We start from the raw sequence: 13,248 nt of genomic DNA on the forward strand, positions 1-13,248 counted from the left end.
CACTGGGCCGCTACGACTACAAGGACCCACCGGGTCTGCCGTTGTACGCCGAACGGGTCAGCTGGACCGCACGCCACAGCATGAAGCTGCCGGCGATTCCGACGACCAGAGCACCCCGTTGCAGCGCACGTCGCCGGCCGCGGAACCGCCGTACTGCTCGGGGCCTCCAGGCCGAGAGTCCCTGCTGGCCGAAGGCCTGCCACGTCTCCCGGCGGGACTGCTTGGCCTCGACGTACTTGTCCCAGCCGGGCTTCACCTCACGGTCCAGGAAGGTGCGCACCGAGTCGCGGACCTATGAGGTGAAGGTTGGTGACGTGCGGCTCCTGGGCTCCTGACCCAGGTTCCCCCCTGGGTGTGAGGTGGCCGCGGACCGAAGCGCGCCCTCTCAGCCCGTGGGCCTCGGTCTGGCGGAACCGGGCGGCGCAGAAGGGAGTCAGCTGGTCGGTGGGGTAGCCGACTAGTGCGGGCGTAGGCCCGGTGGGTGTCCACCGAGCGCCGAACACCATCCGTCTCACGCACACCCTGCTGCTTGCGACCCGCCGATCCATTCGCGAGGACATCCTGGCACGAGGGACATCCCCTGCACGTGGGTCGAGTCGAGTCCTCGGCGCCCCGACCAACGCAGCGTCGCTCGAGGATGGGCGACCCTCGCGCCGAGTCCCAAGAAGGGCGGAGGGACGTGGGGGGCGCCGGAAGGGATCAAGCCAAGTGAGTGGAGTGATCGCCATGCTCGGCGTCAGGGCTATCGGCCGCCCCCTGCTCGGCTACCTCGTACTCCAGCTGGCCTGCAGTGCACTGTTCTTCGTCGGACCTTCGGAGACGGTCCGCTCGGTCGGGTTGGTGGCCGTCCCGATGCTCGCCGGTGCCGCCGTGACGCTGGGGACACGCCGGCATCGGCTGGTGCGTGCGCCGGCCTGGTTCGCACTCGCCGCCGGGAGCGTGCTGTCCGCTGCCGGCTGGGCCTGGACACGCTTGGCTTCGTCGTGGATCGACGGCGCCGATCCCCTCGGGGTCGTTGGTAACGCCCTTTTCGTGCTGGCCTACCCGAGCAGGGTCCGGGCGGTGCGTCGCACCCCCATCCCCTCGATGGCGCGCTTCATGCTGACCGCCACGGCGGTGGGTCCCGCGGCGTGGTCCTCGGGGTGGGTCACGACCAGGTCGGACTCGTCGATGTCGTCGTGCGGTGCCGTGCGGCTCATGGGCGGCCCTCTCGTCGGTCGTTCGCCGTACCCGCTCGGTCGGGAGACATGTGCTGCCGGACCGGGAGGTCGTCGACGCTCCCGGTCGGAAACTACTTCACGTGTCAACTACCTGCTCTGGCTGGCCTAGTCCAGGCGAGATCATCTGGTTCGTACTAGTCGCCCTCTATGTCCGATTGAGGGCATTCTGTTGAAAGAGCAAGCACCAGAGAGGACGCACGGGGGGATCGATGAGGATCAGACGGAGAAGGAGCGCGCCGGCCGTCGCGCTGGTGGTGGCAGCCCTGCTGTCGGCGGGGGCCGGACCGGCCCTGGCCACCACGGCCAGCACGGGCACGGGGGGCGGGCTGCTCGACACGCTCGCCGGCGACGTCCTGGGCGGAGTCGTCGACGCTGCCTGGGGTGACGACACCACCCGGGAGGGTGCGCAGGCGACCAGGCCGGACGGCACGTGGGACGCCACCCGCGACCGCGGGTCGATGTGGTCGCTGACGAGGAGCATCGGGGCCCAGAGAGCGTGGGCCCGGGGCGTCACCGGCAAGGGCGTCACCGTCGCGCTGATCGACACCGGCGTGGTCGACGTGCCGGGGCTCGACGGCGAGGGCAAGGTCGTCGACGGTCCCGACCTGTCGTTCGAGAGCCAGGGCGCCGGCACGCGCTACCTCGACGGGTTCGGGCACGGCACCCACCTGGCCGGCATCATCGCCGGCCGCGACGCCGGGTTCGACCCCCGCAAGCCGCAGGGGACGGTCTTCGCCGGGGTGGCCCCCGACGCCGGCCTGCTCAACATGAAGGTCGCCACCGGTGACGGCGGCGCCGACGTCTCCCAGGTGATCGCGGCCATCGACTGGGTCGTGGAGCACCGCGACGACCAGGGCATGAACGTGCGCGTCATCAACCTGTCCTACGGCACGGCCTCGACGCAGCCGTGGCAGGTCGACCCCCTCGCTCGGGCCGTCGAGAACGCCTGGGACCACGACATCCTGGTCGTGACCGCCGCCGGCAACGACGGCCTCGCGGCCCCGAGCCTGCTCATGCCCGCGGTGGACCCCCACGTCCTGGCCGTCGGCGGCAGCGACCACCGCGGCTCCGACACCAAGCTCGACGACAAGGTCGCCGCCTTCACCAACGGTGGCAGCGCGGCCCGTCGTCCCGACCTCCTGGCCCCGGGCAAGTCGGTGGTCTCCCTGCGCGATCCTGGCTCCTACGTGGACACGGCCCACCCCGAGGGCCGTCTCGTCGGGGACGACACGGGCCGCTGGTTCCGCGGCAGCGGCACCTCCCAGTCCGCGGCCGTGGTCTCGGGTGAGGCCGCGCTGCTGTTCAGCGCCCGGCCCCGGTTGACCGCCGACCAGGCCAAGGCCGTGCTGATGCAGACCGCGACCCCGCTGGTCACCGGTGGCCCCGTCCAGGGGCGCGGTGTCGCCGACGTGGGTGCCGCCGTCACGACCGTCAAGGCGGGCCTCGTGCTGCCGACCCTGCGGCAGTCGCTGCCGGACTCCACCGGGCTGGGGACCCTGGAGGCCTCGCGGGGCGGCGAGCACGTGGTCGACCCCGAGACGGGCACGGCGCTGACCGGCGAGGTCGACGCGATCGGGTCGCCGTGGCGCCCGGCCGCGTGGGTGGCCGCCCAGGCGGCCGGCGCCACGTGGCGCGGCGGCGCCTGGAACGGTCGGACCTGGACGGGCACGACGTGGGACCAGCGCCAGCTCCAGGGGGTGTCCTGGACCGGCAGCTCGTGGAGCGGCGTGCCCTGGGCGGACCACGCCTGGCCGACCGACCAGTTCCAGGCGCGCAGCTGGCGCGGGGACAGCTGGAAGGCGCGCAGCTGGCGCGGCGACAGCTGGAAGGCGCGGAGCTGGCGCGGTCAGCCCTGATCGCGCGACGCACCCCCGGGCCGGCCCGGGGGTGCGTCGGCGTCCGCGGAGCCGGGACGTGCGCTGCGACCGGGTGCGCGGGTGGTCACTGGGGCAGGTGCAGGGTGAAGCAGGCGCCGGGCTCGCACGCGCGGTACGTCGTGCGGCCGCCGTGGGCATGCGCCAGCATCGACACGATCCACAGGCCCAGCCCGACGGACTGGGCGTGGTCGGTCGGGGAGGCCGCGCCACCGGAGAACCGCTGGAACAGGTGGGCCACCCGGGGCGCCGGCACCCCGGTGCCGTGGTCGCGGACGCTGATCTCGAGCTCGCGCCCGGTCGCGGCGGTGGTGACGATCCGTGCCCGCAGGTGGACCGGTGGCCTGCCGTAGCGGCTGGCGTTGCTGAGCAGGTTGTGCAGCACCTGCTCGACCCGGGCGCGGTCCGCCAGGGCCGACAGCGAGGCGTCCGCGTGGATCTCGATGTCGTGGTCGAGGCCGTGCCCGGTGTCGGCGACCACGCCCTGCAGCAGCTCCCACACCGAGAAGGTGGTGAGGTCGAGCCGCAGCGTCCCGGCCTCGACCCGCTCGTTGTCGAGCAGCCCGTCGGCCAGGCGCGCGATGCGCTGCGCCTGGCGCTGCGCGCTGGCGACCAGGCGCCGGGCGTCGGGGTCCGCGCTCTCGGACATCAGGTCGAGCACCCCGACGATGCTGGTGAGCGGGCTGCGGACGTCGTGGGCGAGGCTCGAGATGAGGGCTGCTCGCCAGCGCTCGCCGGCCTCGGCCTCGGCCAGCAGGCGCTCGCGCTGGATGGCCACGGCCACCTCGCCGGCGAGCAGCTCGAGGATGGGCAGCGCGTGCTCGGCGCGGCGCTCGTCGGTGACCTCGAAGGCCGCCGAGAGCACCCCGACGCTGGTGCCCTGCACCACGACCGGCACGTAGGTGACCGAGTGGATCTCGGTCTCCAGCAGGCGCTCCAGGCCCTCGAGGAGGCCGACCGCCGCGTCGGTCTCGTCCTTGAGGTTGCGCAGGTGCACGGGCGTCCCCTCGGTGAAGACCCGCCCGGCCACCGACGGCTGGTCGAGCGGGAGCACCAGGTCGAAGTCACCGCCGGCGATGGCCGTGGTGCGCAGGGCGCCGTGCTCGGGCTCCGAGAGCACGGCGAGCCGTGCCCCGGTCACGCGGGCGACGGCCTCGACGACCGCCGATCGCGGGTTCTCGTCGCGCAGGACGTGGCGTCGCGCCTCGCCCACGGCGTCGAGCAGCGCCTGGCCCTCCCGCTGCTCCTCCGCGGCGCGGGCCGCGCGGACCAGTGAGCGCACCAGCGCGACGCAGACCACCGCCCACGTGCCGGCGACCGCGAGGTCCAGCGCGAGCTGCGACTCGCTGCCGTTGACCAGCGCCAGGACGAGCCCGGTGCTCCCCAGGACGAGGAGGCCGACGATGAGGCGCAGCTGTCGTGTGCCCAGCGGTTGCAAAACGCCCATGTCGCAGTGAAACACGCAGATGGGCACACTCTCGTCAGCCGGTCGGCGGTGCGGCGTGCGCCGGGTCGCCGTCGCGCAGGGCGTGGACCATGCCGCGCAGCAGCTGGGACGCCGCCCGCTGCTCGGCCTCGCTGAGGCCCGCCAGCATCCGGACCTCCACGTCGCGCACCGCCACCGTGGCCTGCTCGAGCCGACGACGCCCCAGCGGCGTGAGCCTGGTCGGGAGCGCCTTGCCGACCCGGGCCTCCACGGGCCTGCTCACGTGGCCCTCGCGCTCGAGGGCCTGGAGCAGCACGTTCATCGACTGCCGGGTCACGAAGGCGCCGCGGGCGAGCTCCGAGCTCGACAGTCCCGGTCGCTGCGAGAGCAGCTCGAGGCACGAGTAGTGGGTGATCGACATGCCGAGCGGGCGCAGCACCTCCTCCATCGCGGTGCGCAGCGCGCTCGAGGCCTCCTTGAGGAGGTAGCCCAGCGAGGTCTCCAGGTCGATGCCGTCTTGACGCATGTCAGCATCCTGACATACGTTCATTCGTGTCAGACAACTGACACGAACGGAAGGACCTCCATGCCCGTCACCGGCCCCGACTTCATCTCCCTCCAGGTGCGCGACCTCGACGCGTCCCGCGCGTTCTACGAGCAGCACCTCGGCCTCGTCCGCTCGCCGGCCGGCCCGCCCCACGCGGTCGTCTTCGAGACCACGCCCATCGCGTTCGCCCTGCGCGACCTGCTGCCCGGCACCGACCTCGACGCCGTCGCCCAGCCCGGCATCGGGACGGCCGTCTGGCTCCACGCGACCGAGGTCCAGGACATCCACGACGGGCTCGTCGCCGCCGGTCACACCGTCGTGTCGGCCCCGGTCGACGGCCCCTTCGGTCGGACCTTCACCTTCGCGGACCCCGACGGCTACCACGTGACCCTCCACGACCGGGGCTGAGCTCCGCGTCGTCCACCCGTGGGACGTCCGGGGGAGCCTGCAGGGCGTCGACCGCCTGGCGGCCGTCCAGGCCGGCGTCCGTGGGCATCAGGCTGCTCGACGGGGTGATAGTGCCGCCCCCGCCCTCGAGGTGGTCGCCGAGGCGGTGATCGCGTCCGAACAGCCGACCTGCACGACCGCCTGGCCAGGGGCGCCTACCCACCCCGGAGGGAAGACTGGGCGACGTGAGCAGCGACGTGGCCTTCCCCTCGCGCCCGTTCGTGCTGTTCTGGCGGGCGCACGCGGTCTCCGGGCTGGGCACCTACGTCACCCTGCTGGCCCTGCAGGCGCTGGTGGTGCTCGACCTGGGCGGGTCGGCGACCGAGGTCGGCTGGCTGAGCTCGGCGCGGTGGCTGCCCTTCCTCGTGGTGGGGGTGGTGGTCGGGGCGCTGGTGGACCGACGGCCGCGGCGGCCGGTCGCCGTCGTCGCCGACCTGGTCGCGGCGGTGCTGCTCGCGGCGGTGCCGCTGCTGTGGTGGACGGACGTGCTGACGTTCCCGGTGCTGCTGCTGGTCGTGGTCGCGTACGGCACCGCGTCGGTGGTCAGCACCGCCGCCACGACGGCGCTGCTGCCGCGGCTGGTCGCACCGGCCGACCTGCAGCGCGCCCACGCCCGCACCGACGGGGCCGATGCTGCTGCGATGACCGCCGGCCCCGCTCTGGGCGGTCTGCTGGTCAGCGCGCTGGGCGCCCCGCTGGCGGTCCTCGCCGACGCCCTGACGTACCTGTTCTCGGCCGCGACGCTCGCCCGCGTCGAGGTCGAGGAGCCCGCCCCGGTGCGCGGCGCGCGCGTGCGGGCCCTGCTGGGCGAGATCCGCGACGGAGTCGTGTGGATCTACCGGACCTCCGGTCTGGCCACGCTCGCGGTCGCGACCCACGTGTGGTTCGTCGGCCACGCCGTCGTGGGGGTCGTCCTGGCGCCGTACGCCCTCCTGCAGCTCGGCGTGACGCCGCTCGGCTTCGGGGTCGTCGGCGCCGCCGGGGGCGCGGGGGCGCTGCTCGGCGCAGCCGCCACCACCCGGGTCGGGCTGCGGTGGGGCACCGGCCGCACGATCATCGCCTGCCACGCGACCACGCTGCTCGGCGTCCTCGTCATGGTGGCGGCAGGCACGCCCTCGTCCTCCGCGACGGCACTGGTCGTGCTGGCGCTGGGGCAGGGTCTCTACGGGCTGGCGATGGGGGCCAGCAACTCCCACGAGATGAGCTACCGCCAGCTGCTGACCCCCGACGGTCTCCAGGCCCGCACCAACACCACGCTGCGCTCCCTCAACCGCGCGGTCGTGGTCGTGGTGGCGCCGGTGGCCGGGGTGCTCGCCGACGCCTGGGGGTACGACGCTGCGCTGCTCCTCGCGGGCGTCGTCTTCGCCGCGGTCGTCGCGGGCCTCGGTGCGTCGCCGTTCCGCTCGGTCCGCGCCCCGACCTCGCCCGACTAGGACAGGCAGGCCGCGGCGATCGCGCCCACGTGGCGCAGGTCGGTGCCGCAGCAGCCGCCCAGCAGCCGCAGACCGGGCAGCCGCTCGACCAGCCCGACGTAGCGCCGAGCCAGGTCGTCCGGGTCGCCCGGGTCCAGCTCCTCGGCCGCGTCGAGCTCGGCGTGGCTCATGGTCGAGGCGTTGGCGCGCACCCCGACGACCCGTTCGGTCCACGGGCCACCCGTCAGCGCGCCGTCCAGGTGGGTGGGGTGGGCGCAATTGACCAGGTAGCCCACCGCCGCCCGAGCCGTCCGGTCCTCCACCTCCGCGACGGCGTCGGCCAGGGGCGTGCCGTTGGGCAGGCGCCCGTCGGTCTCGACCGTGAACGACACCAGGGCCGGGAGCCCCACCTCGCCCGCCGCGTGCAGGAAGCCGACGGCCTCGCGCGGGTAGGTCAGCGTCAGCGCGGAGACCTGGTCGACCCCGCCGGCGGCCAGCGCCCGGACCTGCGGCAGGTGGTACGCCGCGGCCTCCTCGGCCCCCATCTCCTCCCCGCTCACGTAGCCGTCGCCCCGCGGACCGACGACCCCGTTGACGCGGACGTCCAGCGACGGTCGGCCCAACGAGCGGGCGAACCCGGCCGCCTCCTCGTTGACGGCCCGCAGCCGGGCGGCGTCGTACCCCAGCTGCGAGGCCCAGTCGGGGTTGGCCCGCCACGTGGCGGTGTCCACGTCGAAGCCGACGCCGTGGCTCTCCGCGAGGTCGAGGAAGGGCTGCCAGTACGCCGCGAGCACGGCCCGCCCCGCGTCGTCCTCGACCAGCGGGAAGGCCGCGAACAGGGGCAGCTCGAGTCCCCGCTCGAAGATCAGCGTGGTCTCGAGCCCGCCGTCGGTGAGCCGCATCGCACCCATGGACCGACGCTAGGACCGCCGGGCGGACCCGTCGAGGCAGGCGCCCGTCCGAGCTCACGCGGTCTGCACCGGCCTGCTTGTGCCGGGCGAGCACACTCGCCCGGGGGAGTCCAGCGACGACGAGGAGCGGTCATGAGCAAGGTCTGGTTCATCACGGGTGCGTCCAAGGGCTTCGGCCGCGAGTGGGCCGAGGCCGCGCTGGAGCGCGGGGACTCCGTGGCGGCCACCGCCCGCAGGCCCGAGACGCTCGACGCGCTCGTCGCGACGCACGGCGACCGGGTGCTGCCGCTGCAGCTCGACGTCACCGACCGCGAGGCCGGCCGCGCCGCCGTGCGCCGCGCCGCGGAGCACTTCGGCCGGCTGGACGTGGTCGTGAACAACGCCGGGTACGGCCACTTCGGCATGGTCGAGGAGCTGACCGAGGCCGAGGTGCGCGCCCAGCTGGAGACCAACTTCTTCGGCGCTCTGTGGGTCACCCAGGCCGCGCTGCCGATCATGCGCGAGCAGGGCTCGGGACACGTGATCCAGGTCTCGAGCATCGGCGGCATCAGCGCGTTCCCGACCGTCGGCGCCTACCACGCGTCGAAGTGGGCGCTCGAGGGCCTCACGCAGTCCCTCGCGCAGGAGGTCGCCGGCTTCGGCATCCACGTCACGCTCGTCGAGCCCGGCGGCTTCACGACCGACTGGTCCGGCCCCTCGGCGGTCCGCAGCCAGGAGGACCCGGCGTACGACGCCGTCCGCGAGGCCGCGCAGAACCGCCCCTCGGCCGCCAGCCCCGGTGACCCGACCGCCACCCGGCAGCCGATCCTCAAGGTCGTCGACGCCGAGGAGCCGCCCCTGCGCGTCTTCTTCGGCAAGGCCCCGCTGGACATCGCGACCAAGGACTACGAGTCCCGCCTGGCCACCTGGAACGAGTGGCAGCCGGTCGCGGTCGAGGCCCACGGCGACTGACCCGGTGGCCAAGCCCCCACCCGACCCTCGTTCACCTCGCGTCCACCCGGCCGAGCCAGGCTCGGGGGAGGAAGCGCGGCGGACGGGGACGTCGCAGGGTCGGGAGGGGGAGCCGTGCTCGAGCACCTGCGGCAGCGGTTGCGCCGGCTCCTGGGTCCCCGCGCCGACCCGGAGGACCGGGAGGGGGCGGCTGCCCCGCGGACGGCCACGGTCGCCCTGGTCGCCCGGGAGTGGAGCGACGAGCAGCTGCGGCGGGCCTGGGACGTCAGCACCCACCAGCTCGGCTCCTCGGACGCCACCGCCGTCGCGCGCACCGTGGCGATGCGCGCGGCGCTGCTCGACGAGTGGTCCCGGCGGCACCCCGAGGCCGTCGACGCGTGGTGGCCGGGCGGGCCGCCGCCGGGCGCCGGGAGCGGTTGACGAGGCGCTTGCCCCGCTCCGCGTGCCGCAAACATCCGACCAGCACCGGGCTAGACAGGCGGCGCGGCGGTTGCGCCGACGTTGGTCGTTCGCCCGACGAGCGACTTAGCCTGCCGGTATGGAACACACGTCAGCCCCCGCGTCCTCCGGGACCGGGATCGGCACGACCGCCCTCGGGCGGCTGCAGATGCGTGTGCCCGAGGAGGACGGCTTCGAGGACGTCATCGTCGAACGCCGCTGGCCCGACATGCTGTCGGCCCGTTCGTGGTGCGAGCGCACGGTCCGCCGTGCCGTCCCCGGCACCAGCGTCCTGGAGGTGCAGGTCTTCGAGGAGACCTGGCGACACTCCAAGTCCTGGGAGACCACCAAGCACCGCCCGATCGCCGAGGTCCTCCAGCTCGGGATGCTCACCGCCGACGGCGACATCCGCTGGGGCGAGCCCCGCTCGATGACCCCGCGGGCCGGCGCGCGCCACCTCCTCTGAGGGCCGCCCGCCCGACGACCCGCGTTTGACCCGTCGGGGGCGACGGGCACGATGGGGTCATGAGCGACGCCACCCCCGACCCGTCCTACGACCCCGCCGCCGAGGTCGTCGACATCTGTCGCGACCTGATCCGGATGGACACCACCAACTTCGGTGACGGCCAGGGCCCGGGGGAGCGCAAGGCCGCCGAGCACGTCGCGACGCTGCTCGAGGAGGTCGGCATCGCCACCGAGCTGTGGGAGGCCGAGCCCGGACGCACCAACGTGGTCGCGCGCTGGGGCGGTGACCAAGGCGAGCCGATGCTGCTCCACGGCCACCTCGACGTCGTCCCCGCCAACGCCGACGACTGGCAGCTGCACCCCTTCAGCGGCGAGGTCCAGGACGGCATGGTCTGGGGCCGGGGCGCCGTCGACATGAAGGACTTCGACGCGATGCTGCTCTCGACGGTGCGCGCCCGCGCCCGCGCCGGCCGGGTGCCGTCGCGTCCGCTGGTGCTGTGCTTCACCGCCGACGAGGAGGCCGGTGGCCACCTCGGGGCCGGCCCGCTCGTCGAGGCCAAGCGCGAGTGGTTCGAGGACTGCACGTACGCCGTCGGCGAGGTCGGCGGCTTCTCCACCACCGTGCGCGGCCGACGGATGTACCTCGTCGAGGCGGCCGAGAAGGGCATGGCCTGGATCCGGCTCACCGCCACCGGCAACGCCGGTCACGGCTCGATGCGCCACCCCGACAACGCGGTCACCCACCTCGCCGAGGCGGTGGCCCGCATCGGTCGCCACGAGTGGCCCGTGCAGCTCACGCCGACCATGCGCGTGCTGGTGGCCTCGGTCGGGGAGCTCGCCGGCACCGAGGCGACGCCCGACAACGCGCTCCAGCTCGTCGAGGAGTTCGGCCCCGCCGCGCGGATGCTCGGCGCGGTGCTGAGCCACACCACCAACCCGACGATGCTCGAGGCGGGCTACAAGGTCAACGTCGTGCCCGGCCAGGCGACCGCGCGCATCGACGGCCGCTTCCTGCCCGGCCTCCAGGACGAGTTCCTCGCCACCCTCGAGGAGCTCGTCGGACCGCACGTCGAGGTCTCCTTCGACAGCCTCCAGGACGGCCTCGAGACGGCGTACGACGGCGCGGTGGCCGACGCGATGACCGCCTCGATCCTGGAGGAGGACCCCGGGGCGATCGTCGCGCCGTACCTGATGAGCGGCGGCACCGACGCCAAGCACTTCACCAAGCTGGGCATGCGCGCCTTCGGGTTCGCCCCGCTGCGGCTGCCCGACGACCTCGACTTCACCGGGCTGTTCCACGGCGTCGACGAGCGGGTGCCGGTGGACGCCCTGGAGTTCGGCGCCCGGGTCTTCGACCGGTTCCTCGGCCGGATCTGAGCCACGGGCCGGATCTGGGCTACGGGCCTCCGGTGCCGGGGCTCCCGGCACCGGAGGTCGTCAGACGTAGGAGAAGCGCTGCCGGATGATGCGGCGGCGCAGCTGCACCCGACGGGTGCCGTCGTGGCGGATCTGCACCCGGTCGAGCTCCCAGCCACCGTGCTCGGCGCGCTCGACCAGCATCCGGGTCACCGCCGAACGGGAGTGCTCGCGCGGGATGAGCATCTTGTCGAACTCGTACTCGATGCCCGGCTTGAGGGCGCGGTACTGCTGCTTGCGGGCCTTGGCCGACGTCATGCGGTGTCCTCCGTCCGTGCCGACACGTCCTCGAGCGCCTCGATGATCTCCGCGGGCAGCTCGCACTCCTCGGCCTTGAGGGAGTCGCGGAGCTGCGCCGCGGTGCGGGCCCCGATGACGGGGGCCGTGACGCCGGGTCGGTCGCGCACCCACGTCAACGCCACCTCGAGCGCAGACCATCCCAGCCCGTCCGCGGCCTTCGCCACGGCCTCGACCACGCGGGCCGAGGCCGGGTCGAGGTAGCGGCCCACGAAGCTGCCGAAGTGGGGGGAGGCCGCGCGGGAGTCGGCGGGCGTGCCGGCGCGGTACTTGCCGGTGAGCACGCCCCGGCCCAGCGGCGACCAGGGCAGCACGCCGAGGCCCAGCGCCTGCGCGGCGGGCAGCACCTCGGCCTCGACGGCCCGGTTGAGCAGGGAGTACTCCACCTGGTGGGCGGCCAGCTGCGCCCGGCCGGGCGCAGCGCGCTGCCAGGTCGCGGCCTGGGCGCTCTGCCAGCCGGTGTAGTTGCTGATCCCGACGTACGCCGCCCGGCCGCTGCTCTGCGCCAGGTCCAGCGCCGTCAGGGTCTCCTCGAGCGGCACGGAGTCGCTCCAGGTGTGCACCTGCCACAGGTCGACGTGGTCGAGGCCGAGGCGCTCCAGCGAGGCGTCGAGCGAGGACAGCAGGTGACCGCGGGAGACGTCGACGAAGCGCTCGCCCCGCCGACGACCGATCCCGGCCTTGGTGGCCACCACCACCTCGTCGCGGGCGCAGACCTCGCGCACCAGCCGGCCCAGCAGCCGCTCGGAGGCGCCGTCGGTGTAGCCCGCCGCGGTGTCGAGCAGCGTGCCGCCGGCCTCGGTGAAGGCCACCAGCTGCTCGCGGGCCTCGTGCTCGTCGGTGTCGCGGCCCCACGTCATCGTCCCCAGACCGAGTCGCGAGACCGAGAGCCCGGTCTGTCCGAGGAACCGCTGCTGCATGCCCGCACGCTATCGACGTGCGCCCACCAGCCGATCCGCGGCTCGCCGGACGCGGTCAGGTGAGCAGCAGGCCGAGTTCCTAGACTCCTGCTGTGCTAGATCTCTTCAAGGCCGTCGTGCTCGGTCTCATCCAGGGGCTCACCGAGTTCCTCCCCGTGTCCAGCAGCGCCCACCTGCGCATCTTCCCCGAGCTGTTCGGCTGGGGGGACCCGGGCGCGGCGTTCACGGCCGTGATCCAGATCGGCACCGAGCTGGCCGTGCTCATCTACTTCCGCCACGACATCTGGCGCATCGCCAGCACCTGGCTCCGGTCGCTGGTCCGTCCCGAGCTCCGCGGCCACCTCGACGCCCGGATGGGCTGGTACGTCATCGTCGGCTCGGTCCCGATCGTCATCCTGGGGGTGCTGCTCAAGGACGTCATCGAGCGCGACTTCCGCAACCTGTGGATCATCGCCGCGGCGCTGATCGTGCTCGGCGTGGTCCTCGGCGTGGCCGACCGCACCGCCAGCCAGACGCGCGACCTCAAGCACATGGGCCTCAGGCACGCCGTGCTGCTCGGCTGCGCCCAGGCACTCGCGCTCATCCCGGGCGTCTCGCGCTCGGGCGCCACCATCTCCATGGGCCTGTTCCTCGGCCTCACCCGGGAGGCCGCCACCCGGATCGCGTTCCTGCTGGCCATCCCGGCCGTCGTGGGCGCGGGCGTCTTCCAGCTCGGCGACATCCCCGGCGGCGAGAACGCCTACGGCTGGGGGCCCACGCTGGTCGCCACGATCGTCTCGTTCGTCGTCGGGTACGCCGCCATCGCGTGGCTGCTGCGCTACGTCTCGACCCGGTCCTACACGCCGTTCGTGGTCTACCGCGTCGTGCTCGGCCTCGCCGTGATGGGCCTGATCGCCGGCGGCGTGCTCACCGCCTGAGGCGGCT

At 73.7% G+C, this 13,248-nt stretch carries 15 protein-coding genes; 8 read left to right on the forward strand and 7 right to left on the reverse strand.

Annotation, left to right across the window (positions count from 1 at the left end; genetic code table 11):
* Positions 1-16: 16 nt before the first annotated feature.
* Together BLU55_RS20110 and BLU55_RS19340 are read right to left on the reverse strand one after the other, a co-directional pair.
* Positions 17-280, reverse strand: a complete 264-nt coding sequence (locus BLU55_RS20110) for a hypothetical protein (RefSeq protein ID WP_091726469.1) — start codon at positions 278-280, stop codon at positions 17-19.
* Between the two features lie 760 nt (positions 281-1,040).
* Positions 1,041-1,199, reverse strand: a complete 159-nt coding sequence (locus BLU55_RS19340) for a hypothetical protein (RefSeq protein ID WP_157682725.1) — start codon at positions 1,197-1,199, stop codon at positions 1,041-1,043.
* 275 nt (positions 1,200-1,474) lie between these two features.
* Between BLU55_RS19340 and BLU55_RS04265 the strand changes: the two genes are divergently transcribed.
* A complete protein-coding gene (locus BLU55_RS04265) occupies positions 1,475-3,076 on the forward strand; it encodes a S8 family serine peptidase (RefSeq protein WP_157682726.1) in 1,602 nt (533 codons plus the stop codon).
* 85 nt (positions 3,077-3,161) lie between these two features.
* Here the strand turns inward: BLU55_RS04265 and BLU55_RS04270 are convergent, their stop codons facing one another.
* Together BLU55_RS04270 and BLU55_RS04275 are read right to left on the reverse strand one after the other, a co-directional pair.
* Positions 3,162-4,541, reverse strand: coding sequence for a sensor histidine kinase (locus BLU55_RS04270; RefSeq protein ID WP_091726474.1), 1,380 nt, complete (start codon positions 4,539-4,541; stop codon positions 3,162-3,164).
* A 34-nt stretch (positions 4,542-4,575) separates the two neighbouring features.
* On the reverse strand, positions 4,576-5,046 hold the full coding sequence (locus BLU55_RS04275; RefSeq protein WP_091726477.1) for a MarR family winged helix-turn-helix transcriptional regulator: 471 nt from the start codon (positions 5,044-5,046) through the stop codon (positions 4,576-4,578).
* Positions 5,047-5,106: 60 nt separating this feature from the next.
* Here BLU55_RS04275 and BLU55_RS04280 point away from each other — a divergent pair, with 60 nt between their 5' ends.
* Together BLU55_RS04280 and BLU55_RS04285 are read left to right on the forward strand one after the other, a co-directional pair.
* Entirely contained in the window at positions 5,107-5,475 is a 369-nt protein-coding gene (locus BLU55_RS04280; protein WP_091726480.1) for a VOC family protein, read from the forward strand.
* A gap of 224 nt (positions 5,476-5,699) precedes the next feature.
* The gene (locus BLU55_RS04285; protein ID WP_091726482.1) at positions 5,700-6,947 is read left to right on the forward strand and encodes an MFS transporter; all 1,248 of its coding nucleotides are present in this window, start codon (positions 5,700-5,702) and stop codon (positions 6,945-6,947) included.
* On the opposite strand, the gene BLU55_RS04290 is transcribed toward BLU55_RS04285, so the two are convergent.
* Positions 6,944-7,837: a homocysteine S-methyltransferase family protein gene (locus tag BLU55_RS04290; protein ID WP_091726484.1), complete on the reverse strand. Its 894-nt coding sequence runs from the start codon at positions 7,835-7,837 to the stop codon at positions 6,944-6,946. The genes BLU55_RS04285 and BLU55_RS04290 overlap by 4 nt on opposite strands.
* Before the next feature lie 132 nt (positions 7,838-7,969).
* Between BLU55_RS04290 and BLU55_RS04295 the strand changes: the two genes are divergently transcribed.
* The 4 genes from BLU55_RS04295 (at position 7,970) to BLU55_RS04310 (ending at position 11,068) form a co-directional block, all read left to right on the forward strand.
* Positions 7,970-8,788 (forward strand): SDR family oxidoreductase, encoded by an 819-nt coding sequence (locus tag BLU55_RS04295; protein ID WP_091726487.1) that lies wholly within the window; start codon positions 7,970-7,972, stop codon positions 8,786-8,788.
* 114 nt (positions 8,789-8,902) lie between these two features.
* Positions 8,903-9,208, forward strand: a complete 306-nt coding sequence (locus BLU55_RS04300) for a hypothetical protein (RefSeq protein ID WP_091726491.1) — start codon at positions 8,903-8,905, stop codon at positions 9,206-9,208.
* Positions 9,209-9,326: 118 nt separating this feature from the next.
* Positions 9,327-9,692 carry a hypothetical protein gene (locus BLU55_RS04305; protein ID WP_157682727.1) on the forward strand — a complete coding sequence of 122 codons (366 nt, stop codon included), beginning with the start codon at positions 9,327-9,329 and terminating at the stop codon, positions 9,690-9,692.
* Positions 9,693-9,751: 59 nt separating this feature from the next.
* Positions 9,752-11,068: a M20/M25/M40 family metallo-hydrolase gene (locus BLU55_RS04310; protein WP_091726495.1), complete on the forward strand. Its 1,317-nt coding sequence runs from the start codon at positions 9,752-9,754 to the stop codon at positions 11,066-11,068.
* A 60-nt stretch (positions 11,069-11,128) separates the two neighbouring features.
* On the opposite strand, the gene BLU55_RS04315 is transcribed toward BLU55_RS04310, so the two are convergent.
* On the reverse strand, positions 11,129-11,365 hold the full coding sequence (locus BLU55_RS04315; RefSeq protein ID WP_091726498.1) for a DUF5703 family protein: 237 nt from the start codon (positions 11,363-11,365) through the stop codon (positions 11,129-11,131).
* The gene (locus BLU55_RS04320; protein WP_091726500.1) at positions 11,362-12,324 is read right to left on the reverse strand and encodes an aldo/keto reductase; all 963 of its coding nucleotides are present in this window, start codon (positions 12,322-12,324) and stop codon (positions 11,362-11,364) included. The genes BLU55_RS04315 and BLU55_RS04320 overlap by 4 nt, the downstream gene beginning before the upstream one ends.
* Before the next feature lie 92 nt (positions 12,325-12,416).
* Here BLU55_RS04320 and BLU55_RS04325 point away from each other — a divergent pair, with 92 nt between their 5' ends.
* The gene (locus tag BLU55_RS04325) at positions 12,417-13,241 is read left to right on the forward strand and encodes an undecaprenyl-diphosphate phosphatase (RefSeq protein WP_091726503.1); all 825 of its coding nucleotides are present in this window, start codon (positions 12,417-12,419) and stop codon (positions 13,239-13,241) included.
* Positions 13,242-13,248 lie beyond the last annotated feature (7 nt).

It is taken from the genome of Nocardioides scoriae, from assembly GCF_900104965.1.
Taxonomy (GTDB): Bacteria; Actinomycetota; Actinomycetes; order Propionibacteriales; family Nocardioidaceae; genus Marmoricola; species Marmoricola scoriae.